Here is a 25,835-nt window from a genome sequence, read left to right as displayed (position 1 = left end):
TTATTATGAGAGCCAGACAGCTACATAGCTTAAGCCCCGTGTTGCAAAGTTGAGCACAAGAAATGCGACAATCGGAGAAATGTCAATCATGCCGATTGCGGGAATAATCCTTCTGAATGGTTCCAAATATGGCTCACAAATTCTTGCTAAGAATTGACCGATCGCAGATTCTTTAGCACCCGGAAACCAGGACATCAATATGTAAATAATTAATGCCCACGAGTAAGCCCAAATGAGTTTTTGTATTAAACCGATAACAAAAAACATCTCTTTACCACCTCGTATTCATATTTTCGTGGTCAGGGAGCAGTTCCGAAATATTCCCCGATACTTCCATATTATCCGGGGTGCACAAGAAAATATTGGCGCCAATTTTCTGGATTTCCCCACCTAGAGCATATACTACTCCTCCTAAGAAATGAACGATCTGCCGGCCTTCCTCTTGATCAATCCGCTGCAAATTCACCACCACTGGACGGCGGTTTTTTAGATGGTCGGCAATCTCGGTTGCCTCAGATTCGGAATGCGGTTCCGCCAAAATAAGCTTTGAGGGCTTTACTTGGACAGGTGGCTTTTGCACACTTTGCAGGCTGACTACATTATGACTTTTTAACGGCTGTTTTTTCTGCTTTATTGGTTCCTTCGGCTCACTATAATCTTCATTTTGCTCATCATTGTCGTCGTCTAAAAAGAAAAATGTTTTTAGTTTAGATTTAATTGTCATATCAACTCTCCTAACCAGCTTCACCAACAAGCGCTGTACCTATTCTTACCATCGTAGCCCCTTCTTCGATGGCAATGGCAAAATCATTAGACATCCCCATCGACAGCTCTGAACAAGGAGCATAGTCTAAGTGACAGGATTGAACTTGAGTACGAAGTTCTCTAAGTTTTTGAAAACAATCACGCAAGACTTCTTCATCGTCCGTGAGTGGGGCCATTGTCATTAAACCAGCAACAATAATATTCTCTAGGGACCCAAGTGATTTAATAAAGTCGATCACTTCTTCAACCGCTAAACCGTGTTTTGAGTCCTCTTCTGCTACATTAACCTGTACCAAACACTTTACTTTTGAATTGGCACGTTTATTTATTTCTTGTGCCAAAGAAAGACGGTCAAGAGAATGAATGTACTCCACTTTATCGATAATATTCTTTACCTTTCGTGTCTGCAGGGTTCCAATAAAATGCCAAATTGGCTTGTCCTTAAGAACTTCCCATTTTTCAAGCATTCCTTCGTCCCGGTTTTCGCCAAGATGCTGAATGCCTGCATCAAGCGCTTCTTGCGCTCTTTGGGTACTGACGTATTTTGTAACGGCAATTATAGTTACTTCATCTGGTTTCCTGCCTGTCTTTTCGCACGCTTCATTTATTTGCTGTCTAATAAGTTCATACTTTGCTGCTACTCTCATAAGCGGTTCTAATTCTCCTTCCAGCCAATAAAGCTTAACATTCTTCCGGCTTTGCCATGGCTCTTCCGGTGGGAAAAAAACAAATGGTTGTTACAGCTTGAGCAATAATCGGTGACGATTATATTTTCCTTTGGTACTCCTGCCTTAACGAGAATCTGCTTGTTCAATTCCCTTAGGTTTAATGAATATTGACCTTCACTAATTAAATTATAGGGTTTTCTATCGACATCTTCTAGTATATTTTCAACCAAGTTAACGACACGTTCATCCACAATATAACATTTTTCGCAGATTGATGGACCGATTGCGACAAAAACCTTCTCAGCCTTGATGCCTTCCTCTTCCCATTTTTTTATCATCTCACGGGCAATTTGTCCTACCGTCCCCTTCCATCCAGCATGTGCCGCCCCAATCATCCGATATTCGGGAGCAATAAAAAAAAGAGGGACACAGTCGGCAAAACAGAGCGTTAACAATATTCCCTCTTCATTTGTATAGAAGCCGTCCGTGCTCTTAAAAGACTGTTCGTAGGAAATAGACCCTCGCCCGCGATCTGCTTTTGTTATTTTTTGCAGGAAAATATCATGTGTTTGCTCAGCGCTAACCCATGAATCTAATGGAAAATCAAGCAGTTCGGAAACTTTCATTCTATTTGCGCAAACATCATTGACAATATCACCAACATGAAAGCCAAGATTTAGGGCTTCAAAGCTGCCTTTACTTTGTCCCCCCAGCTTAGTTGTTATTCCGGCAACAAGGCCAGGGTTGCTATTCATCCAACCGTCGATGGTTAATAAAGATTCATTCTTTATAATAAATGGTTCCATTCCATTACCTCTGAACTTTTTTCTATAGTTTACCATGAAACCGGGCATTGGTCACCGAAGCAGTTTTATTTCATGCAAAGGCTACTCTTCTTCCGTTATTTTTTCATCGCTGATTTTATATCGGACCAAGATGACATCCTGCCCAATTTTGATAATGTTTTTCCACGGGATCACTATATCTTCGTCCTTCCCAAAAAAGCCAAGCACTCGCCCGTTTCCGGAAATGACAACCGCTTCTATTTTTCCCGTCGTTAAATTAATTTCTATATCTCCAACATTCCCTAGTCTTTTGCCATCTGAAACATTCACAACATCTTTTATCTGAAAATCGGAAATTTTAACCATTAAACAACCACTCCCAATCTTACGATACTATAAAAAATATATGTTTGTATTAGGTAAATTAGAAAGGAAAAAATTAAGCTGTCCTTTTGATAGCCTTTTATGTCTCAATAGGTCTGTTGATTGGAGCGGAGGGCACTCGACTCCTCGAAAATGCTATCGCATTTCCTTCGTGCGTGGGCCGATTCGAGGAAGCTTTTCATTGTCCTGCGGGATAGAGAGGTCACTGGAGACCCCACAGGCGCTTTCAGCGCCGAGGAGGCTCCAGGAACCTCCCCGCGGAAAGCGAGTGCCCGGAGCGGAAATCAACAGGCCCGTTAGCATAGACAATCCATTCATTTAAACAAAAAATTGCCGAGAAAATACCCTTTCCCGGCAATATAATAAGCTGCCCTTAAAAGGCAGCTTAGCTTTGGATATTCTTATTCATTTGTCTGATTGCTGCTTTTTCTAAGCGGGATACTTGCGCTTGGGAGATGCCAATTTCGTCCGCAACTTCCATTTGTGTTTTCCCCTGAAAGAAACGCTTTCTCAAAATCAATTTTTCTCGTTCATTTAATCTTCTCATTCCCTCTTTAAGGGCGATTTCTTCAATCCAATGGATATCTTTATTTTTCTCATCGCTTAGCTGGTCCATTACATAAATTGGATCCCCGCCATCATTATAAATCGGTTCAAAAAGTGATACCGGGTCTTGTATTGCATCTAGCGCAAAGACAATTTCCTCATGGGGTACTTCCAGGACCTTCGCGATTTCTTCAGCAGTCGGTTCCCGAGAGGTTTCACTCATCAGCCTCTCCCTTACCTGGAGGGCTTTGTAAGCAATATCCCTAAGGGAGCGGGATACTCGGATTGGATTATTGTCACGCAAATAGCGCCGGATTTCGCCAATAATCATCGGCACGGCATAAGTGGAAAACTTCACGTTTTGACCTAAATCAAAATTATCGATAGACTTCATCAGTCCAATACAGCCAACCTGAAACAGGTCATCAACAAACTCGCCCCGGTTATTAAACCGTTGGATAACACTTAATACGAGGCGTAAATTGCCGTTTACTAGCTTTTCTCTGGCGCTTATATCGCCCTCTTGCATTTGCTTGAAGAGTATTCTCATTTCTTCGTTTTTCAGTACAGGAAGTTTTGATGTATCTACACCGCAAATTTCTACTTTATTTCGAGTCAATTCTTTTCCCTCCTCGAGAGAGCTGCTGTACAAAAAACAGTATCTCCTTGAGGAGGAAAAATATGCACTTGATGAATGGAAGGAAAAGTAAGCTATTGTCGAAAAATGCATTAGAGGCAATATTTTTCAAAGCTTTTTTATGGAAAAAATTTTTTCTAGTCCTAGTCTTTTAGACCATTTTATTAAATTCCTTGCGGAGCCTTTTAATGATTCTTTTTTCAAGTCTTGATATATAGGATTGGGAGATGCCAAGCATATCGGCAACATCCTTCTGTGTCTTTTCTTCCCCATTTGTGAGGCCGAACCTTAACTCCATGATTTGCTTTTCCCGGTCGCTAAGCTGATGCAATGCTTTGGTTAACAATTTTCGGTCCACATTTGCTTCAAGATCCTTTGTAATGATGTCGTCATCCGTTCCCAAAACATCTGACAAAAGCAGCTCATTGCCGTCCCAATCAATATTAAGCGGCTCATCGAAGGAAACCTCTGACCTGATTTTATTATTGCGTCTAAGGTACATGAGAATCTCATTTTCGATACATCTTGAAGCGTATGTAGCCAGTTTAATTTTCTTTTCCGGGTTAAATGTATTAACGGCCTTAATTAAGCCAATTGTCCCAATGCTGATTAAGTCTTCAATGTTGATGCCGGTATTTTCAAACTTCCTGGCGATATAGACTACGAGTCTGAGATTTCGCTCGATTAATATCGATCTTGCCGCCTTATCGCCGCCAGGCAGTTTCTTTAATAACATTTCTTCTTCGTCTTTTGTTAAAGGAGGCGGCAGGGCTTCGCTTCCGCCAATATAATATATTTCATCTGTTTTTAGACCTAATTTCATTAATAGTTTATACCAATAATAGGATAAGCGAAGTCTCCATTTTTTCATGTGTATTCCTCCTTCTAAAATTTTGTTTTTCTGAGTATAGTAATATTAACTTACCTTCACTGTTTCCCCATTCTGCCTTGGCCCGGTTAACATTTTTGGATGAACAATACACTGAAATACATCATCAGATGAAAGCTGCTGAAGTGTAAATGTTACCAGCCCCTTATCACACAAGTATTCGAAACCATTATGTTCAATCAATATCCTATCGGGTTTAACCGCAATAATGAGCTGAGAAGTTTGGCCTACTACCTGGTAAGGGATAATTCTCATTCTGCTCTGCCACTCTTCGGGAAACTCAGAATTACCTAATACAAGTGCTTCAGGGTCCGCCGCCATTTTCTTAATTAGGTCCGACATGTTATCAAATTGATTCTTAATAGAAACAAACATGACAGGTAGCTTTGACAGAGGGTCATATAGCTGATTGCCGCTATCGACTAAGCCCTTCAAATATAAAGTCTGTTCCTCAATCACTACGGTTACAGTTACAATTTGATCGTATTGAATTTTTGTCATTTCCATACTTTCAATATTTTTTCTTGAAAAGTGCCACGCAACAGGAAACCCGATAAGGACAAACAGCCAGCTAATCGGATCGCCAAATCCCAACACACTCGACCTTAGAACACCGACGGTAAGTTTTGGGTCATATTGGATAAAAAAATGAACACCCATTAATGCGCCGCCAATTAAAAAAGTTGACACATATAACGTCATCAATGCCTTTATAAAAAAGGACAAACGCTTATACCCAAAGGCTATTAAGACCATCACAATCGAAAATAACAGTTTTGAAAGCGGGTGGCCGGAGATGGCATTTACTGGCGTAAAAGATAATAGAATGATCAGTGAACCAATGAATCCCCCGGCAAAGATTCTCCACAGCCGAATCCTTCTTTTGAGAATAATAGCTGTTAAAAAAAGGAGAAGACTATCAAATAGCAGGTTTAGAGCCCAAATCACATCCAAATAGACAATCAAAAAACGCTTCCTCCTTCTTCAAGGCCCTTTCTATTATTCTGATTATGGAAAAGTATACCTTAGATGTATGTCTGAAGTGTGTCACTTTCTGTAATCAAAAAAACAGAAATTTTCCCTATTCTATTCGGAATTTGTCAGATGATTTTTTAAAAATAAAAAAGGTACAGCCTTTTTATATCAGGCCATACCTTTTCCATTTATTTAATATAAAATTTCTATCGTCTTCTGTTGCGGTTGCGCAGGAAGGTTGGGATGTCGAGTGTGTCTTCCTGGTAATTGTTATTATTGCGAACTGGCTCTTGTTGTGGAGCCTGCTGTTGTGGTGCTTCTTCGCGTTTTGGCTCTCTCTTGACGCCGCCGACTGGAGGTTTAACTTGTCCAAAGGTTGGACGTGTTACCTTAGGCTGGATTACCTCTTCCTTAAAGCCTGTAGCAATTACTGTTACGATGATCTCATCTTTAAGGTTCTCGTTGATGACAGAACCGAAGATCATATTAACTTCTTGGTCGGAAGCAGAAGCAACGATGTCTGCAGCTTCTTGAACCTCATAAAGGCTTAAGTTCGTTCCGCCGGTAATGTTCATTAGGACCCCTTGAGCACCGTCAATGGAAGTTTCCAATAAAGGAGAACTGATGGCTTTCTTCGCCGCCTCTGCAGCACGGTTTTCACCTGCAGATACACCGATACCCATTAAAGCAGAACCTTTATTCGACATAATCGTTTTAACATCGGCAAAGTCCAGGTTAATAAGACCAGGCACGGCAATCAAATCGGAAATACCTTGAACACCTTGGCGAAGAACATTATCCGCTTCACGGAATGCTTCAAGCATTGGAGTGCTCTTGTCCACAATTTCAAGCAGGCGGTCATTTGGAATCACAATTAGTGTATCCACTGCCTCTTTCATTGAGCCGATTCCGCCGGAGGCTTGTGTAGCCCGCTTTTTACCTTCAAACGTAAACGGACGGGTAACTACTCCTACTGTCAAAGCTCCTAAATCACGGGCAATTTGAGCAATTACAGGTGCAGCCCCAGTTCCAGTACCGCCGCCCATACCGGCTGTAACGAACACCATATCCGCACCGCGCAATGCTTCCTCAAGTTGCTCTTTGCTTTCTTCAGCGGCCTTTTTGCCCACGTCAGGGTTTGCCCCTGCCCCAAGACCACGGGTTAGCTTAGCGCCGATCTGCATTCTTACTTCTGCTTTTGAAAGATTTAACGCTTGTGCGTCTGTATTCACTGCAATAAATTCCACACCTTGCACACCATGCTCGATCATTCGGTTTACTGCATTATTACCGCCGCCGCCAACCCCGATTACCTTTATTGTGGCAAGAGAATCTAAATTTGTATCAAACTCTAACATGAAAAATCCTCCTAATTCTTCGATATCCTTTTCAATTTAGCTTATTCGAAAAAGTATCCAAGGAATTTTTTTACTCTTGAAGTCATTTTTTCTTCCGGATGCTTTTCTACTTTTGTTTTTGGCTGCTGCTGCTTCGGGGCCCTCTTTTCGACTGGCTCTGAAACTGCGGATTGCGGGCTCGCCACGCTCCCTGGTAATCTAGCATTCTTGTAAGCATACTTTATCAAGCCAACCGCTGTTGTATATTGAGGCTCTCTTACGCCTATATAATCGGGACGGGCAATACGGACGGGATTTTTAAACATATCCTGAGCAAGTTCCAGTAACCCCTGCATATTGGCTGTTCCGCCCGTTAACACGAAACCGCCTGGCAGGTCGGACACGCCCATGCGTTTTAATTCCTTTGCTATAAGCTCAAAAATCTCTTCCATTCTGGCTTCAATAATCTCTGATACATAAAGCTGATTGAATTGTTGATGTTGGTCGCTTCCGATAATCGGTACACTGAAAAATTCATCTTCAGATGCATGATCATAGAATGCATGTCCATATTTTAATTTTATATTTTCTGCATCCTCCGTGGATGTGTGCAGCACTTTAGATAGATCATTCGTGAGCAAATCCCCACCTACAGGAATGACACTTGTAGCTTTTAAATAGCCTTCCTCATAAACCGCAATTGTAGTCGAGCCGCCACCCATATCAATCATAGCAACGCCAAGATTTTTTTCATCCTTTGATAAAGCGTAATCTCCCGCTGCCAAAGGCTGAAGAATAATATCTGAAAATTGAAGTCCGGCGCGCTCAACGCAGCGAATGATATTTGCCAGAACTGAATTTGATCCGGTCACAAGTGTTCCATCCATCTCAAGGCGGACACCTATCATCCCGCGAGGGTCATTGATTTCATCTTTTCCATCCAAAATAAATTGCCTTTGGATAACCCCCATATTCACTCTCTCAGGTGGTATAGAACCAGCATAGGAAGCTTCAATAACACGTGCAACGTCATCGTTCGTAATTTCCCGGTTTTGACCAGAGACTGCTACAATTCCATGGCAGGGCTGCATCATGATATTGTGTCCCGGTATCCCGACAACAACCTCATGAATTTCCATTCCAATCATTCTTTCCGCTTGTTCAATCGCCCTTTTAATAGAATGAACGGTGTCGTCCATGTCGACGATTGAGCCTTTGCGCAAGCCTTCAGAATTTACATTGCCAACTCCAATTATATTTAACGAGCCTTTTCCTGAGTCATTGACCATTTCACCAATGATTACTTTTACACTGGATGTACCGATGTCAAGACTTACGTATATTTCATTGCTGTTCATTCTCTGGCACCTCCTTTAATTTCCCTTTTATTGAACAACAATTTATTTGTTCAAATGAATTATTCATAGTCATATCTTATAAAAATATTCGTCAAAACTAAATGATTCCCTTTAAAAATTTTCAACTTTTTTCTAATTTTTCTTTCTTTGTTGACCATTTCGTTAACAAAATTCGACGAATTACAGCAATATTTTGAAAAAGCCTTACGCCAAACGCAAAAACCGCTGCTAAATACAAGTCTACACCAAGATGAACACCGAGAAAAGCTAAACTTGCCGCAAGTATTATATTAAAAAAGAATCCAGAAACAAAGACCTTTTCATCATAAATATTTTGCAAATAGGCACGGATTCCTCCGAATAATGTGTCGAGTGCTGCTAAGACAGCAATCGACAAATAATTGGAATATTCTTCAGGAATCCGAATTTCTGTCAGCAAGCCTAGAATAATGCCAATTATTAACCCCACGACCGGAAGCCACATTAGGAACCGCTCCCCTCTTTAACCGGCTCCATATACCGGATACGAATTGGATTCTGATAAGCAGGGACTGTTATTTCCGGATTTGGTGCATTCACATCGAGCCTTAAGTTCTCCGTAAAAAATTCGTCTCTCGCTTTGGAAACTTTCATTCGGTTATATAATTTTTCAGCCGTACTAAGGTCATTGACGACTACTTTTACCTCGATTGGCAATTCCTTTATGGTATGGCCATCAATTTTTGTTTCGGTATTGATATCCCGGATAACAGTCGTATTAATAACCCTTTGGCCATCAATCGAAACATATTTTGCTTCATACATGTTTACCTCATTTAACAGTCTTTTCAAGAGTTCCGGTGAAACAACATTCTTCGTCGTTTCCCCAAGTTGAATATTTTCCATGACGGGTTCAATCATTAAAGTAATTCCCGGGCCAGTTACTTCTGTTAAGCCCGCGTCTGTTTTTAATTCATTTAGGGTGTCTCGCAAAGCCTTTTCTTTGCTTTGCTCTCTTTTAGATTTGTAGGCTGATAGTTTTTCCTCATTTGATCGAATTTCATTCAATAAATTAGATTGCAGCTCCTTTTCCTTTAACAAGGCTTCTCTAAGCTGCCAAATGTCCCTTGTATCCCTGAGCTCAGGCTTTTTTACCGTTTGAAATTGGACTGCAATCATAAAACCAATTATCGCCGCAATCAGGGTAAAGTTTATTTTCATTTTCCGTTTGTCCACTTTTTCCACCCAGCCTTCTCATATATACTCGTGGACACATTATTAACCGCCAAGAATAGGGTTTAAAGCAATTTCACTTTCTTTTTCTAATGTGAAAATAATATTATCGTTAACCAGCTGATCCTTCACCCCGCCGACTAAGTTAATAGATGAAGCAAGGACCTCAGGGTCTCCGATAGCTGTGATGACAAAAGGGGCTGGATGCTGCACTCCATCAACCGTTATGACAGGGCCCTCACAGTTAATATAAGAATGGCTCGTTAACCTTTGGCCATTTATTGCAACCGCAGCCGCTCCTGATATGTAAAGCTCATTGATCACCTTGAAAACATGATGTTCATGAACCAAATAACTGTTTATATTCTGTTCTTTCGGATTGTAAGCACCATCAGTCAGAGTAATTTTTACTCCCTTTCCCGTTACCTTTACCTTACCTAAAAACATCCTGTATTTTTCTGCATCCTCGGCAAGGTTGGTAAACACCTGTGCTTCCTTTGCCAGGTTTTTTTCGTTTTCTGTCACACTGGCCTGTTTTTGTCGCAGTTCCTTTTGCAGTTTTCGATTCTCCTCTTCCTGCGAAATTAACTGGTTTCGTAAGGCTAGCGTTGTTTTATATTGGTTATCAGAAAGGCTTGTCCTTTCCGATTCATGTTCCAATTGGGTTAAATGATAGGAGAATGCCATGATGAACCCCAAAACTAAACAGACAAGGGATAAAACGAGATGATTACCCTTCACCTTCATGATTTTCAACTTTATTTTCCTCCACTTCCGTATCAAAAGCCTTAAAATATGAACCTACCTCTAAATCAATAATGCCCTTTTTATTTGGGTCTAACTGGCTGATTATGGAAGGGTAGTGGACCATCTTTTCAGCGAAGCTTCTAAGTGTCGCACTTACCTCAAAACCATCATTCATAAAAAGAGTAATATGATATTTGTCGGTTTTTTTCGGAGTGTAATGAATTTCAGAAATGGAGTTCACAATTCCAACCGGAAGATTTTTTAACCCTTCAACCATTTCATCGAGGACTGGTCCTTCTTTGAATTTAACTAGAATCGGAGAATTGCTGGGAATCATATCAGTTTTTTTATTGGTTAGGATTTTTCCGTTCTCCATCACCGGAAGGTAGGCATTGTCTTGGTATAGGTAAGCCATCCTTTTATGTTCTTTTACTTGGATCATAATTGAATTCGGCCATACAACCTTAACTTCAGCACTATTAATTTCAGATAGCTGTTTCAGGTTGGCGGCTACATTATCCTTTCTGACTTCCCAAATGTTCGTGCTGTTCGTTAGGCCGCTTGTTTTGATGATTTCGGCTTGGGAATATACCTCATTTCCTTTTATGGTAATCTTTTTTATATGGGCTAACGGTGATTGTGTATAAGCAACAGCTGCTATCATCGTAAAAAACAAAAACAATAAAAGCACAAGCCTTTTGTTTGCTTTTTTCCGCCTTTGTTCTTTTAATTTAGGAATTCGATCCTCTAGAGCAACTATTTTTCCATTTTCCATTTATAATTCCTCCACCATAAAAAGTGGTTTCCCTTTATTATTGTCCTGCTTGTCCAAAACATTGGAAGACGCTTCTAAGAAAGAGAAACAACGGCACGAAAAGTCATGCCGTCATTCATTTTCTACCGCATTTTCCCTATAATATTACCAGTAATTATATCACAATATTTGTCATTCGTAAGACATTTCTTGCTCAAAATAAGGGTAAAATTTTGGAACTAATGTCAGGAAAATACCACAGGCGGCATTGCTTATTTTCTCCCGATGATTTCAACTTCTGTTTCCATTTTTATTTGATATAAATGGTAAATCGTATCTTTAACATGCTGAATTAAGGCAAGCACATCCCCTGCCGTGGCATTGCCGGCATTGACAATAAAATTCCCATGCATTTCGGAAATCTTTGCACCGCCAATACTAAAGCCCTTGAGGCCTGCTACTTCAATTAGTTTTCCGGCGTAATTAGGCAGCGGGTTCCGAAAAATACTGCCTGCACACGGAAAATTCCAAGGCTGAGTTTCCTTTCTGTAATCTTTGTTTTTTTGCATCTGGGCTACTATCGAGTTCTTTTCTCCTGCCTCGAGTTGAAATACAGCTTCGACGACGATACCCGGACGTTTATTCTGCAGAATGGAGGTCCGATAAGAAAACTCTAGCTCCTCATTAGAAAGCCATTCCATTGAACCATCCAAAAATAGGATATGGGCTTTTGTAAGAACCTTGCTGATGTCAGACCCGTGCGCTCCAGCATTCATGTACACGGCCCCGCCTACAGAACCGGGAATTCCGCTGGCAAATTCTAGACCGGATAGACCTTTTTTGCTAATTAGGGTAGATAGACTAACAAGCGAATGTCCACCCCCAACAGTCATTTCAGTTCCATTAATCTCAAGCGAATCGATGCCATTGCCCAGTTTAAGGACAACTCCCTCAATTCCTTTATCTGACACTAAAAGGTTGGAGCCTCTGCCGATGGCCCTCCAATTTAAGTGATGGTTTCTAATAACTTCCATTACCTTTTGCAAATTTTCAACTGAAGAAGGTTCAATAAATATATCAGCGGGACCGCCGATTTTAATTGTGGTGTGATGGGCAAGAGGTTCATTTATCTTCACTTTTCCGATATTTAATTCTTGCAATTCTTTTACAGCTTCAACCAATTTATACCACCTAGCTTTCCTAACTTACATATCGTTTTAGTTTATGCCAAAAAAATAATTTGGGCTACTAATGATTACCATTATTTCATCAGATTCCTCATCAGTTTGTAAAGTCTAACAGCTGAATCCGGAACACCCATTTCCCTAGATTTTTGTTTCATTTCCTTCAGGATCTCTTTATTTAGCAAAATCCGATCTATTTCCTTAACAAGGGCCACGCTGGTTAAATCCTTTTCCAGTAATACTTGTGCAGCTCCATGACTGCTAAGTGACCTGGCATTTTTTTCTTGATGATTATTCGTTACGTACGGACTTGGGATTAAAATACTAGGTATTCCAAGCGAAGTGAGCTCTGCCAATGTGGTAGCCCCTGCTCTCGCTACCACTAAATCAGTCCCTGCCAAAACTTCGGGCATATTATGAATAAAAGGTTTGATGACGACATTTTTGGGGTTTCCAATCAATTCGGCTTCTTTTTTAACATCTTCATAATGCACTTCACCGGTTACATAAAGCACCTGATATGGTTTACCTGCAAACTCAGGAATCGCCTTAATAACCGCCTCGTTTATAGGCCTCGCCCCTCTCGACCCGCCAACTATTAGGACACAAGGCTCAGTTGTGCTCAAACCCGCAGAAAGCCTCCCCTTAATGCCATCCGTACCAATAACCTCAGATGCGCGGGGATTACCTGTAAAGACTACTTTGTCTTTAGGGAAGAATTCCTTCGCTTCATCAAAACAAATGGCAATTTTGCTGACGTAACGGCTCAAGAACTTGTTTGTTAAGCCAGGAACACTATTTTGCTCATGGATAATCGTAGGGATATTCAGTTTGGCAGCAGCATAGACAACCGGCCCGCAAACATATCCGCCTGTCCCAATCACTATGTCCGGTTTAAATTCTTTTAATATTTTTTTACTGTCTCTTACTCCTTTAAGAAACCGCCAAATCGTTTTCACATTTTCAAAGGATAGCTTTCTCTTAAAGCCTGTAATGTGGATAGACTTAAAAGAGATATTTTCCCTGGGAACAAGTTTACTCTCCAAACCATTATTTGTACCTATGTATAGAAATTCGGCTTGATTATTTTCCTTTTGGATTTCTCGAATAAGTGCAAGTGCAGGGTATATATGACCTCCTGTACCGCCGCCGCTTACCGCTATTTTCAAATTTCTCACCTCTTAAAAGTCAGCTAAACACATTCTACTATAAAAATTATATGAAAAAAGCTATCGAAAAAAGAATGTTATCTATTTGTAATGAAAAAAGAAAATTAGAAACAAACAAAAAGACCCTGTCAACCAACAGGGTACTCTTTAATATCTTGAATAGCGGCTTATATTCAGGAGCACACCGATTGCCATTAGCATAAGTGTCAAGGAAGATCCTCCATAGCTTAGGAATGGCAGGGTAATCCCCGTAACCGGCATCAGTCCTGTAACAACACCTATATTAATCATAACCTGAATCGCAACCATTGCGATTATTCCGACGGCTAGAAAACTCCCATATAAGTCAGGTGCTCCTAAGGCAATACGGATCCCGCGCCATAATAAAAGCGCAAATAAAAGAATAACGAATGATCCACCAATAAAGCCCAGTTCCTCCGAGAGAATCGCGAAAATAAAATCGGTTTGCGGTTCTGGCAGGTAGAAAAACTTTTGCCGGCTTTCACCAAGACCAAGCCCGAACAAACCGCCAGGGCCTATGGCATAAAGCGATTGAATAATTTGAAATCCGCTTCCCAAGGGGTCGGACCACGGATCTAGAAACGACGTAATCCTTTTAATCCGATAGGGAGCAGAGGCAATTAAGCCGACAAATCCGGCTACTCCCATGAGTCCCAGAAAGGCAAAATGACTGATGCGAGCCCCCGCGATAAAGATCATCACCACACACGTGCCCATCATGACGGTACCAGTCCCTAAATCAGGCTGAAGCATAATCATTGCAAACGCAACGAAAGCGAGGCCCAATGAAGGTACAAGTCCTTTTTTAAAGGAAGTAATCAATTTTTGCCGTTCCGAAAGATACTTTGCCAAAAAGGCAATCATCGCAAGCTTCATAAATTCTGACGGCTGAATCGAGAACGCCCCTACGCCAATCCAGCTTCGTGACCCGTTCCGAACATTTCCGATACCCGGGATTAGGACGAGAATTAATAAAACAAAGCAAACAATTAAAATAGTTTTAGACCACGTCCGCCATGTCCAGTAGTTAATATTCATAATAAAAAACATAGCCAGTATGCCTACACCCGCGAATAAGGTTTGCCGTTTTGCAAAGAAAAAGGAATCTTCGAATTTATATTCAGCCCAGATTGCACTCGCGCTGTACACCATAATCAACCCTACGGCAAGCAAGGTAAAGGTAACGATCATTAAAATAAAATCGGGAGTTGTTCTCTTTGTCGGCACCACAAACACCTCAACTACAAGTTTTAGGGCACAAAGGAAAGCTTCTTAGGACAATCGCAGAACCAAGTTGTGCTTGGTCCGAAGGCGCTTGAAGCTTTTCTTTGGACAAGTCCCCTACTTAAGTCTATGCACCGCTTCGATAAAAATGTCTCCCCTGATTTCAAAACTTTTATATTGATCCCAGCTGGCGCAGGCAGGAGATAACAAAATAACGTCACCCGGTTCCGAAAATCCGAATGCAGCAGGTACAGCCATGTCAACATTATCGACACGCTTTATGCATTTTATTCCCGCTTCCTTCCCCACGCGTTCAAGCTTCGGTGCTGTCTGGCCGAATGTAACCATTGCTTTTACATTTTTAAAGTAAGGAATCAGTTCATCAAACTCATTCCCGCGGTCCAGACCGCCTGCAAGCAGGACAATCGGACTGTTAAATGCTGACAGAGCATTTATTGTGGCTAACGTATTGGTTGCTTTTGAATCATTATAGAACTTTCTCCCATTTACCTCAGAAACATACTGCAATCGGTGTCTAACACCGGTAAATGTAAGCAGAACCTCCTGAATAGCCTCATTTTCTACACCAGAAAGTTTGGCAGCAGCCATAGCCGATAAGATATTTTCAAGATTATGGCGGCCCGGCAGTGCAATTTTTTCAATTTCCATGACTTTTTCTTGATTAAAACAAATCCAGCCGTCCTTGATGCAGGCCCCTTCCATCAGCACTTTTTTGGTGGAGAAAGGAATGATTTTTGCTTTCGAATGGCGGGCCATTTCGAAAGTTTCTTCCTGGTCGGCGTTTACGATCAGATAATCTTCCTCGGTTTGGTTTTTCGTAATGTTTGCTTTTGCCCTTTTATATTCCTCTCTAGTCCCATGATAATCCAGATGGGCATCGTAGATGTTTGTAATAATAGCAATCTTCGGTTTAAAAGTATCAATCCCCATTAATTGAAACGATGATAATTCAATAACAATGGTATTGTCTTTCCCCGCTATCTCAGCAACACCAGAAGCAACTGTCCCGATATTCCCTGCAATTAACGGCTGCTTTGCACCCTCATTCAGCATTTCATAAACGAGGGTTGTCGTAGTGGTTTTCCCATTCGTTCCGGTAATTCCGATAAGTGGGGCTTCTGAGATTTCATAGGCAATCTCCACTTCAGTTATGACAGGAATGCCTTTTTCAAGTGCGCCTTCAATCATTGGATTGGTATATGGAATTCCGGGATTTTTGACAATCAACTCAAATCCCTCATCCAGCAGTTCAACCGGATGCTCCCCGCAAATTACTTTAATCCCTTGTTCTAACAGCCCTTGAGCCTCAGGATTTTCCGACAGTGGTTTTTTGTCATTAACTGTTACAAAGGCTCCAAGTTTATGTAAAAGAGCGGCGGCCGTTACTCCGCTTTTGGCTAACCCTAAGACAAGAATTTTTTTATGGCGATAAGATTCAATCTGCTTCAATTACAACCACACCTCGATATAGATTCCAAGAATCGCAAAAATTAGGCCGACACTCCAAAAAGTAACAACTACTCTCCATTCAGACCAGCCGACAAGCTCATAATGATGATGCAGGGGACTCATTCGGAAGATTCGCTTTCCAGTTGTTTTAAAGGAAGCAACCTGAAGAATGACTGATAATGTTTCAATCACAAATATCCCGCCAATGATCAGGAGCAATACTTCTAGTTTCGTTAGGATCGAAATGGCGGCAATCGCCCCTCCCAGCGCAAGCGAGCCTGTATCCCCCATAAAAACCTTGGCCGGATGGGCATTAAACACCAAAAAGCCAAGGACAGCACCGACAATGGCAACAGAAAAAATCGCAACTTCCATTTGCGACTGATTCCAGGCAAGGACGGCGAACGCGCCGAACGCAATAGCAGCAGTACCGGACACCAAGCCATCTAATCCGTCCGTTAAATTGACTGCATTGGAAAAACCAACTAGCCAAAAAACAATAAAAATGACAAAAAACCATCCCAAATCAAGCGACTTGTCGGTAAATGGAAGGATGATTTCGGTTGAAAACCCGTTTTGTTTGTACACCAAGTAAAATATAAAGGAAATAATAATTTGTCCTAAAAACTTTTGCTTGGAGGTTAATCCCAGGTTTCTCTTCAGGACTACTTTTATAAAATCATCTAAAAATCCCAATAAACCAAACCCAAGCGTGACCAAAAGCAGCAAATACGTTTTAACTGTCGGTTCGGAAAATTTGCCCGTCATCACCAGCGTTGTTATGACAATGGCAAATAAAATCATGATGCCGCCCATCGTTGGTGTTCCTGATTTTTTCTGGTGTGATTTAGGTCCTTCCTCCCGGATGCTTTGTCCAAATTTCAACCTTCTTAAGAAGGGAATAAAAACTGGTGAAAGCAGCACCGATATTAGAAACGCCATGATGATTGTGAAAAATATAACTTGCTCCAGCATATTATCCCCTCCCCCCGTGTATCTTTTCTTGTTTTTCGATTATTTTTTTTAGCATTACAGCAATATCATATGATTCGTTATTTTTATTAAGAAGTTTTTTATTTGAAAATTTAAAGTTAGTTGTCTCCATTTTTGCAGTTGCTTCTCCATCCAATTTTTCGATATATCGTGTTAAAATCTGTACAATTGCATCCCCTGAATCATCTGTAAAAAATACCGGAAAATGATTTGGAGTGTAATTCGGCAGTTTTTTTCGTTTGTCCCAAAGAACCGCAATAGCACCTTGAGCAATCGCTTCAGATAGACTGCCGCTATTTTCACTTATAGGGATAAACAGTCCCTTTGGCTGTATATCCCCCGCCATATCAGTCACCGTATAAAAAGCAAAATCGCCTTGGACTCCTTGTTTTTCCAAAAAAATTTCAGCCAAGTCCCGATAGGTCAAAACCATTATTTTCTCTCCTCAATTGCTTCCCTAGCGACAAGCCGGTCATCGAAATCATAAACTTCACTGCCGATAATCTGATAGGTTTCGTGTCCCTTGCCGGCAATCAAAATGACATCACCTGCTGTTGCCTGCTTTACCGCTTCACCAATGGCTTCTTTACGGTCAGGAATCACCCGATAAATATAGTTCCTGCCTTGAACCCCCGATTCCATTTCCTTTAAAATTTCAAGCGGATTCTCACTGCGTGGATTATCCGAAGTGAAAATCGGATCAGTTGCATATTGACAGGCAATTTGCGCCATCAGCGGACGTTTCGTCCTGTCCCTGTCGCCGCCGCACCCGACCACAACAAAGATTTTTTTCTCGGCAAAATGCTGGATTGTTTTCAAAACATTTTCCAAGCTGTCCGGTGTATGGGCATAATCGACAATCACGGTAAAATCTTGTCCTGCTTGCACAAGCTCAAACCTTCCTGCCACTCCCTTAATACTTTCAAGAGAACGAATAATCGACTCTATTGGAAGCCCTGATACCAGAGAGGCCGAGATACTGGCCAAAACATTATAAACGCTGAATTTGCCGATAAACTGAATGTTTACGGGATATCTATGATTGCCAAACACGACCTCAAATTCGGTGCCTGATGCGTTCATCTGGATATTTTCCGCTTGAATGTCCGCTTTTGAATCGATCCCATAGGTCACAACATGGGCGGCCGTCGACCGTTTAAACATGCTTGACGCAGGGTCATCAGCATTTAACACGGCAAATTTAGCTTTTTGCTGGTTAAAGGTGTTGCCAAGCTGAGCAAATAATAGACTCTTCGCCCGTTGGTATTCATCCATTGTCTTATGATAATCGAGATGGTCTTGAGTAAGGTTGGTAAATACAGCCACGTCAAAGTCGCAGCCATGGACCCTTCCTAAATCCAAAGCATGTGAAGAAACCTCCATGATGGCTGTTTCCACCCCATCATCCACCATTTGTTTAAAGGTTTTTTGCAGCGTTAAGCTTTCAGGTGTGGTATTTTTAGTTTCAATCAGCTTATCAGCTATTTTTGTATACATCGTGCCAATTAATCCGGTAGTCCGCCCATAATCAGCAAAAATTTTTTCAATCATGTGGCTGGTTGTTGTTTTTCCGTTTGTACCTGTAATTCCAATCAAATGCAGTTTCTTTGAAGGCTGTTCGAAAAAGGTATCAGCCAGCACCGCCATCGCTCTTGTTGTATCATTCACGACGATTACAGGAACATCAAGCTTAAGCGGACGTTCCGCGAGAATAGCAGCAGCACCGCTCGCTGCGGCCGATTCAGCAAAATCGTGACCGTCCACGGTGTAGCCTTTAATACAAATAAATAAGCTCCCGTTTTGCACCTTGCGGTTGTCATTTTCGATTGAAGTGATTTCCCGGTCTTCTCCTTCATAGGGAATTATCAGATGCAAACTCTCAAGCAGCTTTTTCAGCTTCATGTTCATCTCAAATCCTCTCATTACCTTACCTCTGTTTTTGCCGATGCCCCTTTAGAAGAGACTAGTGGGCGAAAGTTTCACTTTATTTTACCTGAAAATAAATTTTTTTGCCATTTTGTTCTTTGTATCGGCAAAAACTAGAGGTGAGAAATGATTTAAGACTTATTAATTAATCACCACTGCCGAAGTATAGTCTAATTTTTGAACCTTCCTTAACTTTCGTTCCAGGTGCAGGAGATTGTCTCACAACAACATCGCCCTCGCCGCTTGCATCAACTCGAAGGTTCAAGATTTGTTCCATAAGCTCAATTTTTGTCATGCCGACAAAATCAGGCAGTTCGATTGGTGCAGTATCAGGCCATTTGATTTCTTTTTCAATTTGCTCTTTTCTTGGTTCTACTCCCATCGCACTTAAACTGTCCTTCATTATATTCCCTACAATCGGAGCACTAACAGTACCTCCAAATGCGGTTACGCCTTTCGGGTTATCAACAGCCACATAAACAACAATTTGGGGATCATCCGCGGGAGCAAAGCCAATAAACGAGACGATAAAATTATTTTCTAAGTATCGGCCGCCCTGGGCTTTTTGGGCTGTCCCAGTTTTGCCGCCAATCCGATATGAATCAACAAATGCTTTACCTCCAGTTCCTTGGGCAACAACACTTTCTAGGGCATGGCGAATTTCTTTAGATGTTTCCTCAGAAATAACCCTGCGCTTTTCAACTGGAGTATTTCTCATTACAATTTCTTTTGTTACAGGATCGATTAATTCCTTTGCAATAAAAGGTTTATATAAGATCCCGCCGTTTACGGCGGCAGACACTGCAGCAACCTGCTGGATTGGCGTAACAGACACCCCTTGTCCAAAAGCAGTTGTTGCCAATTCAACCGGGCCGACGCGGTTCATATTAAATAGAATCCCGGTTCCTTCCCCCTGTAAATCTATCCCTGTCTTTTGTCCAAAGCCAAAATCCTTTACATATTGGAAAAGCTTTTCCTTTCCCAGCCTTTGACCAAGCTCCACGAATCCGGGGTTGCAGGAATTCTGCACCACTTCTAAGAAGGTTTGATCTCCGTGTCCGCCTCGTTTCCAGCATTTCAACCTGGCACCGGCTACCTGAACTGAGCCGGAATCATGAAAATGTTCTTTCTCTAAGTCTACCTTTCCCTCATTCAATGCCGCTGCCAGCGTAATAATTTTAAAAGTCGACCCCGGCTCATACGTCATCCAGACAGGTAAATTCCGGTTGTAAACCTCCTGCGGAACGTTTTGAAAATTTGCCGGGTCAAAGGATGGCCTGCTTGACATCGCTAAAATCTCCCCGCTGTTCGGGTTCATCGCAATGGCAATAAGTCCATCAGGGTTATACTTAGCTTCAGCAATATCCAGCTCTCTTTCTACAATCGTCTGGACCTTTGTGTCAATCGTTAATTTTAGGTCAAGACCATTGACGGGCTTCTCATAATCATCCGCCATATCATTCATTCGTTCGCCTTTGGCATTTGCATAAAATTTAACAGAGCCTCTTTCCCCGCTCAGCTCTTTATCATAATATTTTTCAAGACCCATCAATCCCTGGTTGTCCACTCCTGCAAAGCCTAGAACATGGGCTAAATAGCTGCCATAAGGATAATGTCGTTTAGAATCTTCCCCAATGTATACACCTTCAAGACCTAATGCCCGGATCTCCTTTGCTTTTTCATGGGAGATCTTTCGACCTTCCTTTATCCGAACAATTCTTTCTTTTTGTGTTATCTCGCGATAGGCTGTTTCTTTAGGCATATTTAAGACTGAGGCCAGTTTTTCAGCTGTTGCCGCCGGGTCTTTAACCTGCCTTGGGACAACCCAGACAGTTGGGGCACTCATATTAGTCGCTAACGGAACACCATTGCGGTCAACAATTTCGCCTCGCTGGGGCTCAAATGGAATATTCCGGCTCCAAGAATCCTTTGCACGTCCAGTCAACATGTCTCCGAGATAAAATTGTACATAACCTAGCCTGACATCAATAATCAAAAAGATCATAATTCCGATGATTAGTGCAAGTAATAACCGTTTACGGACCGTTACATTTGAAACGCGCATATTTGAACAATGCCTCCTACTCCTTTACGTTATCGTTCATTTATATGCTTGTACTTCCTTGATTAGAACGGGTCCAAACGGTTCAAACCGCGGAAAAGAGGCTGTCCGATTACAGCCTCTTCCCTTAGTTAATCCTGCACTTTCTCTTCCTGATTGTCCTCTTGCTTTGTTCCCTCTTGCTGCTGCCCATTTATTTCCTCTGTCCATTGTTCTTCGGGCGTTTTAAGTTCGACAATCAAGAAATCATCCTTACGCAATAACGCTTGTGGTTGAATATTTTGACTAACAACATATCCTTTGCCTTTTGGATTCAAATTTAATCCTGCCAAATTGGCAACCTTCATGACATCCCTTAGTGACCAGCCTGTTAGATCCGGAGCAGTCAATTCACCATTTGTTCGAATAACCACCTTTTCACCCTCGAGAATCTCCGTTCCGGCTTTAGGCAGCTGCTTGTCCACCTCGGTTCCGGTTCCGAGAACCACCGCCTCAATTCCCTTGTCCTTTAGACTTTTTACCGCCTCATTCACGTCCATTCCCTGTAAATCAGGCAATTCGCTGACATTCGTTTTTTCTGTAGTGGAAGGCTGAATATTTAAGTAATGCAAGCTATTCTGCATGACAGGGTTAAAAATGGCGGACACAGGAATGGCGCCTTGGCCTGCATCAAGTCCTTTCAGATCCGGCTGCTGTACGGCCACATAAACAATCAGTTTCGGGTCCTCCTTTGGAGCCATCCCTAAAAAGGAAAACATATAGTTGTTAACCCCGCTTAGGTATTTTCCATCCGGACCGGGAATATTAGCTGTTCCTGTTTTCCCTGCCACACTGTAGCCGTCAATTTTATAACGCCCGCCGGTGCCTTTTGGAGAGGTGACCACCGTTTCTAGGTAATCGAGAACCTTGCTGGCTGTTTCGGCAGAAATCGGGCTAGAAACAACCTCGGCAGTTTCTTCTTTTATTGTTTCGCCAGTATCATGATTGACAATTTTCTTGACCACATGCGGCTTTACCATTTTCCCGCCATTGGCAACGGCCGTAGCCGCCTGGATTTGCTGCATTGGTGTGATCGCTGTTCCTTGACCATATGCGGTGGTAATTTTTTCAATTGGATAAGTGTATTGAATTTTCCCAGATGTTTCATTTGGCAGTTCAATGCCTGTCGGCTTATCAAAACCAAACTTCGTTAAATATTCTCTGAATCTTTCAAAGCCCAATTTTTCCTTAGCAATTTTCGCAAACGCCACGTTTGAGGAGCGCTGTACACCTTCAAGATACGTAATGCTGCCCCAGCCAGACCCGTTGTGGTCATGGATGGCTTTATCCTTATCCGTCACCCGATAAGACCCGGACTGATACAGTTCATTTGGATCAAACACATTTTCTTGAACGGCTGCAGCAAGTGTAAAGATTTTCATCGTCGAACCAGGCTCAAACGAAGTTTCAATCGCTTCGTTATGCCAACTTTTATCAATCCCGTCTTTTGTCTTTGGATCAAAGGACGGCCGCTGGCCCATCGCTAATATCTCTCCTGTTTTCGGGTCGGCCACAATCGCAATAATTTTCTTCGGCTTGTAATCCTTAACCACTTTGTCCATGGCATCCTCTAAAAATGTCTGGATTTTCTTATCAATCGTTAAATAGACATCATTTCCATCTTTTGCGGGGGTGACTTTTTCCTTTCCAGTAGGAAGAATATATCCCCATTTATCACTTTCATATTGTATTTTTCCATCTATGCCAGATAAGGCATCGTTATACGATTTTTCAACACCCATTATTCCTTCATATTTGAAGGTATTATCCTTTTGTTTAACGCTGTCTGTATAACCAACTAAATGCGAGGCAAATGTACCATTTGGATAAAACCTTTTCGAATCACGAAGAAATGTAATTCCCGGCAGCTTCAGTGCCTCTATCTTTGTTTTGGTATCATGGGAAATATCTCTTCCTGCTTTACCAAATTCCACTTGAAATCGGCCTTTAATCGTCAGTCTCCGATAAATCTCTGATTCATCCATTTTTAAATATTTGGCCAGCGCTTTTGCCGTTTTGTCCGGATCCTTCACATGCATCGGTTTCTTCGGGTCAGTCGTCATTTTCTTATCAAGGATTGCTACTAAGGTATAAGATGCAGTATCCTCCGCAACCACCTCACCATTCCGATCGTAAATAACTCCCCGTACTGCAGGGATAGTTCCATTTCGGTTATATTTTTCCTGAGCAAGTGCTGATAACTTCTGGCCTGCTGCTTCACCAGTAACTTGAATGAAAAGAAATCTGCACAATAAGACAAAAAAGAGCAGGCTGAATATTATAAACAATATCGCTGCTCCGGAATTTATATATGGCTGTTTCTTGATCATTTCTGCTGCACAACCTTGACGTTATTTTCGTTTAATATTAATCCCATTTGTTTGGCTTTTTCATATATCCGTTCGTACGTACTTAATTCACTAACTTGTACCTGCAGGTCACTATTAACTTTCTGCTGTTCCTTCACTTTGGCATCAACCGTTTGGATTTCTTTATTCACGTCATAGATTTTTGCCTGATTGTTTAGGAGATGGGCCGCCCCAAAGCAAACGACACCCGCAAAAACAACTCCGATTATTTTTTCCCCTGGAGTAAGCCAGGATTTTTTTATTTTTACCTGTCTTTCGTCGCGTACTGTTTGTTCTGTTCGCTGCTGCTCTTGAACTTTCCTGGCAAGATTACTCAATCTTTTTCCCCTCCGGTTTGATTATTTATATTCTATATTTTTTCGGCAATACGTAGCTTTGCCGACCGCGCGCGATTGTTGTGTTCCACCTCTTCTTCAGATGGAAGAATCGGTTTCCTTGTGATTAATTTTAAAATAGGCTTGTACTCATCCGGAATGATCGGCAAACCTGGCGGCAGCGGTGGTGTTTCACTTGCCTTTTTAAATGTTGCTTTACAAATTCTGTCCTCAAGCGAATGGAACGTGATGCAGCTGATTCGTCCGCCTTTATTCAGCAAAGAAATCGCCTGGTTTAAAGACTTCTCAAACACGCCCAGTTCATCGTTCACTGCAATTCTGACCGCTTGAAAAATTCGTTTGGCAGGGTGTCCGCCTTTTCTCCTTGCTGGAGCGGGAATCGCTTCCTTGATCAAGTCCACCAATTCAAATGTCGTTTCAATTGGTTTGACCGCTCTCGCCGCTTCAATCTTACGGGTGATTTGTTTCGAGAATTTTTCCTCACCATAGTGAAAAAAGATTCGGACTAATTCCTCATAAGACCAATGGTTAATGACATCGTAGGCAGAGATTGGCGCACCCGTATCCATCCTCATATCGAGAGGGGCATCATGATGATAACTAAAGCCTCTCTCAGGAGTATCAAGCTGCGGGGAGGACACACCCAAGTCATACAGAACTCCATCAACTTTTTGAATTCCTTGTTTTTCAAGCTCTTCTTTTAAATGTAAAAAATTGCTTTTAATAATGGTTAAGCGGTCGCCATATTCGGCTAATTTCTGCTCTGCATTTCTGATGGCTGTATCATCCTGGTCAAATGCAAACAATTTGCCTTCTGTCCCAAGTTTCGAGAGGATTAAAGAGCTATGCCCGGCACCACCCAATGTACAATCCACATAAATACCATCAGGCTTAATATTCAAGCCTTCTACCGCTTCATCCAATAACACAGTTGTATGTTTAAACATTTACGTACCACCTTTTCCAATCTATCGCAAAACATTTGTATGCAGAAAATATATTAAGATAACTTTATCCATTATATATCAAAGCCAATCATATTTTCTGCAATTTCCGCAAAAGATTCCTCAGACTGTGAAAAATAGTCTTCCCAAATCTGCTTGCTCCAAATTTCGATTCGATTGGAAACACCCAAAATCACACATTCTTTATCTAATTTTGCATACTGCAATAATGGTGCGGGGATGTTGATTCTTCCTTGTTTATCCAGTTCACTCTCTGTTGCACCGGAAAAGAAGAATCGTGTAAAGGCACGGGCGTCTTTTTTCGTCAGCGGCAAGCCTTTTAATTTTTCTTCAATCAGCTTCCATTCTGATAATGGGTAACCAAACAAACATTGATCCAAACCCCTAGTGATGATGAACATCTCGCCGAGTTCATCGCGGAATTTGGAGGGCACAATCATTCGGCCTTTGTTATCAATGCTATGATGGTATTCACCCATGAACATACCCACTACCCCCACTTTCTATTAAAAATGTACCACATTCCCCCACTTTCCACCACCTATTTTTTAACTATTCTTCTTAAAACCCAAAAATCCTTTATAAAGTGGTGATTTTTTCAAAAAAAAGAAAACCCCACATAGGCGAAGTTTTCTCGGATTGTAAAAAATGTATTTTTCTCAGCAATTTTTTATTGATCGATTGCCCCTGCTAATGGGCCTGTCGATTTCCGCTCCGGGCACTCGCTTTCCGCGGGGGGGTCCTGCGTAACGCCCGCGGAAAGCGAGCCCCTGGGGCGGAAACCAACAGACTTCCTCCCCAAGCAAACAAATAAAAAGGGGTTTCCAATCAATTCGGCTTCTTTTTTAACATCTTCATAATGCACTTCATCGGTTACATAAAGCACCTGATATGGTTTACCTGCAAACTCAGGAATCGCCTTAATAACCGCCTCGTTTATAGGCCTCGCCCCTCTCGACCCGCCAACTATTAGGACACAATGCTCAGTTGTGCTCAAACCCGCAGAAAGCCTCCCCTTAAT

General features: G+C 41.7%; 27 protein-coding genes. All 27 read right to left on the bottom strand.

The window, feature by feature from the left end:
* Nucleotides 1-3: 3 nt before the first annotated feature.
* Nucleotides 4-267, bottom strand: a complete 264-nt coding sequence (locus ACNQGS_RS10255; RefSeq protein ID WP_213116401.1) for a YggT family protein — start codon at nt 265-267, stop codon at nt 4-6.
* 4 nt (nt 268-271) lie between these two features.
* Entirely contained in the window at nt 272-724 is a 453-nt protein-coding gene (locus tag ACNQGS_RS10250) for a cell division protein SepF (RefSeq protein WP_213140828.1), read from the bottom strand.
* Between the two features lie 10 nt (nt 725-734).
* Complete coding sequence (locus ACNQGS_RS10245) at nt 735-1,412, bottom strand: YggS family pyridoxal phosphate-dependent enzyme (protein WP_423801644.1); 678 nt, start codon at nt 1,410-1,412, stop codon at nt 735-737.
* A gap of 8 nt (nt 1,413-1,420) precedes the next feature.
* Nucleotides 1,421-2,239, bottom strand: a complete 819-nt coding sequence (gene pgeF / locus ACNQGS_RS10240; protein ID WP_491487216.1) for a peptidoglycan editing factor PgeF — start codon at nt 2,237-2,239, stop codon at nt 1,421-1,423.
* 81 nt (nt 2,240-2,320) lie between these two features.
* Nucleotides 2,321-2,584 (bottom strand): YlmC/YmxH family sporulation protein, encoded by a 264-nt coding sequence (locus tag ACNQGS_RS10235; protein WP_213116407.1) that lies wholly within the window; start codon nt 2,582-2,584, stop codon nt 2,321-2,323.
* Between the two features lie 403 nt (nt 2,585-2,987).
* Nucleotides 2,988-3,767, bottom strand: a complete 780-nt coding sequence (gene sigG / locus ACNQGS_RS10230) for an RNA polymerase sporulation sigma factor SigG (protein WP_040204876.1) — start codon at nt 3,765-3,767, stop codon at nt 2,988-2,990.
* A gap of 169 nt (nt 3,768-3,936) precedes the next feature.
* A complete protein-coding gene (gene sigE / locus ACNQGS_RS10225) occupies nt 3,937-4,656 on the bottom strand; it encodes an RNA polymerase sporulation sigma factor SigE (RefSeq protein ID WP_213116408.1) in 720 nt (239 codons plus the stop codon).
* A 45-nt stretch (nt 4,657-4,701) separates the two neighbouring features.
* Nucleotides 4,702-5,640, bottom strand: coding sequence for a sigma-E processing peptidase SpoIIGA (gene spoIIGA / locus ACNQGS_RS10220; protein ID WP_491487215.1), 939 nt, complete (start codon nt 5,638-5,640; stop codon nt 4,702-4,704).
* Between the two features lie 215 nt (nt 5,641-5,855).
* Nucleotides 5,856-7,007 carry a cell division protein FtsZ gene (ftsZ, locus tag ACNQGS_RS10215; protein ID WP_423801641.1) on the bottom strand — a complete coding sequence of 384 codons (1,152 nt, stop codon included), beginning with the start codon at nt 7,005-7,007 and terminating at the stop codon, nt 5,856-5,858.
* Between the two features lie 41 nt (nt 7,008-7,048).
* Nucleotides 7,049-8,344, bottom strand: coding sequence for a cell division protein FtsA (ftsA, locus tag ACNQGS_RS10210; protein WP_213140833.1), 1,296 nt, complete (start codon nt 8,342-8,344; stop codon nt 7,049-7,051).
* Nucleotides 8,345-8,465: 121 nt separating this feature from the next.
* Nucleotides 8,466-8,828: a small basic family protein gene (locus ACNQGS_RS10205; protein WP_491487214.1), complete on the bottom strand. Its 363-nt coding sequence runs from the start codon at nt 8,826-8,828 to the stop codon at nt 8,466-8,468.
* Nucleotides 8,828-9,559 (bottom strand): DUF881 domain-containing protein, encoded by a 732-nt coding sequence (locus ACNQGS_RS10200; RefSeq protein WP_491487213.1) that lies wholly within the window; start codon nt 9,557-9,559, stop codon nt 8,828-8,830. Before ACNQGS_RS10200 ends, ACNQGS_RS10205 begins: the two co-directional genes overlap by 1 nt.
* A gap of 42 nt (nt 9,560-9,601) precedes the next feature.
* On the bottom strand, nt 9,602-10,303 hold the full coding sequence (locus ACNQGS_RS10195; protein WP_213141307.1) for a DUF881 domain-containing protein: 702 nt from the start codon (nt 10,301-10,303) through the stop codon (nt 9,602-9,604).
* The gene (locus ACNQGS_RS10190) at nt 10,287-11,078 is read right to left on the bottom strand and encodes a cell division protein FtsQ/DivIB (RefSeq protein WP_491487212.1); all 792 of its coding nucleotides are present in this window, start codon (nt 11,076-11,078) and stop codon (nt 10,287-10,289) included. The genes ACNQGS_RS10195 and ACNQGS_RS10190 overlap by 17 nt, the downstream gene beginning before the upstream one ends.
* Before the next feature lie 251 nt (nt 11,079-11,329).
* On the bottom strand, nt 11,330-12,238 hold the full coding sequence (gene murB / locus ACNQGS_RS10185) for a UDP-N-acetylmuramate dehydrogenase (RefSeq protein ID WP_491487211.1): 909 nt from the start codon (nt 12,236-12,238) through the stop codon (nt 11,330-11,332).
* A gap of 80 nt (nt 12,239-12,318) precedes the next feature.
* The gene (gene murG / locus ACNQGS_RS10180) at nt 12,319-13,410 is read right to left on the bottom strand and encodes an undecaprenyldiphospho-muramoylpentapeptide beta-N-acetylglucosaminyltransferase (RefSeq protein WP_491487210.1); all 1,092 of its coding nucleotides are present in this window, start codon (nt 13,408-13,410) and stop codon (nt 12,319-12,321) included.
* Nucleotides 13,411-13,557: 147 nt separating this feature from the next.
* The gene (spoVE, locus tag ACNQGS_RS10175; RefSeq protein WP_378581848.1) at nt 13,558-14,622 is read right to left on the bottom strand and encodes a stage V sporulation protein E; all 1,065 of its coding nucleotides are present in this window, start codon (nt 14,620-14,622) and stop codon (nt 13,558-13,560) included.
* 150 nt (nt 14,623-14,772) lie between these two features.
* Nucleotides 14,773-16,125, bottom strand: coding sequence for a UDP-N-acetylmuramoyl-L-alanine--D-glutamate ligase (gene murD / locus ACNQGS_RS10170; protein WP_491487209.1), 1,353 nt, complete (start codon nt 16,123-16,125; stop codon nt 14,773-14,775).
* Entirely contained in the window at nt 16,126-17,100 is a 975-nt protein-coding gene (gene mraY / locus ACNQGS_RS10165; RefSeq protein WP_491487208.1) for a phospho-N-acetylmuramoyl-pentapeptide-transferase, read from the bottom strand. It abuts the gene before it with no gap.
* A gap of 1 nt (nt 17,101) precedes the next feature.
* A complete protein-coding gene (locus tag ACNQGS_RS10160) occupies nt 17,102-17,530 on the bottom strand; it encodes a hypothetical protein (RefSeq protein ID WP_491487207.1) in 429 nt (142 codons plus the stop codon).
* A gap of 20 nt (nt 17,531-17,550) precedes the next feature.
* On the bottom strand, nt 17,551-19,020 hold the full coding sequence (locus ACNQGS_RS10155; RefSeq protein WP_491487275.1) for a UDP-N-acetylmuramoyl-L-alanyl-D-glutamate--2,6-diaminopimelate ligase: 1,470 nt from the start codon (nt 19,018-19,020) through the stop codon (nt 17,551-17,553).
* 169 nt (nt 19,021-19,189) lie between these two features.
* The gene (locus tag ACNQGS_RS10150) at nt 19,190-21,109 is read right to left on the bottom strand and encodes a stage V sporulation protein D (protein WP_491487206.1); all 1,920 of its coding nucleotides are present in this window, start codon (nt 21,107-21,109) and stop codon (nt 19,190-19,192) included.
* Nucleotides 21,110-21,237: 128 nt separating this feature from the next.
* Nucleotides 21,238-23,475 carry a penicillin-binding protein gene (locus ACNQGS_RS10145; protein WP_491487205.1) on the bottom strand — a complete coding sequence of 746 codons (2,238 nt, stop codon included), beginning with the start codon at nt 23,473-23,475 and terminating at the stop codon, nt 21,238-21,240.
* Complete coding sequence (gene ftsL, locus ACNQGS_RS10140; RefSeq protein WP_213140842.1) at nt 23,472-23,831, bottom strand: cell division protein FtsL; 360 nt, start codon at nt 23,829-23,831, stop codon at nt 23,472-23,474. The genes ACNQGS_RS10145 and ftsL overlap by 4 nt, the downstream gene beginning before the upstream one ends.
* A 32-nt stretch (nt 23,832-23,863) precedes the next feature.
* Complete coding sequence (gene rsmH, locus ACNQGS_RS10135; RefSeq protein WP_491487204.1) at nt 23,864-24,796, bottom strand: 16S rRNA (cytosine(1402)-N(4))-methyltransferase RsmH; 933 nt, start codon at nt 24,794-24,796, stop codon at nt 23,864-23,866.
* A 71-nt stretch (nt 24,797-24,867) separates the two neighbouring features.
* A complete protein-coding gene (gene mraZ / locus ACNQGS_RS10130) occupies nt 24,868-25,299 on the bottom strand; it encodes a division/cell wall cluster transcriptional repressor MraZ (RefSeq protein WP_213140844.1) in 432 nt (143 codons plus the stop codon).
* Between the two features lie 185 nt (nt 25,300-25,484).
* The coding region (locus ACNQGS_RS10125; RefSeq protein WP_491487203.1) for a glycosyltransferase at nt 25,485-25,835 on the bottom strand (351 nt) is incomplete at its 5' end.

The organism is Neobacillus sp. PVCKKU3 (assembly GCF_058323225.1).
Note: the sequence above shows the minus strand (reverse complement) of the source record. Positions and strands in the feature narration are given on the sequence as shown.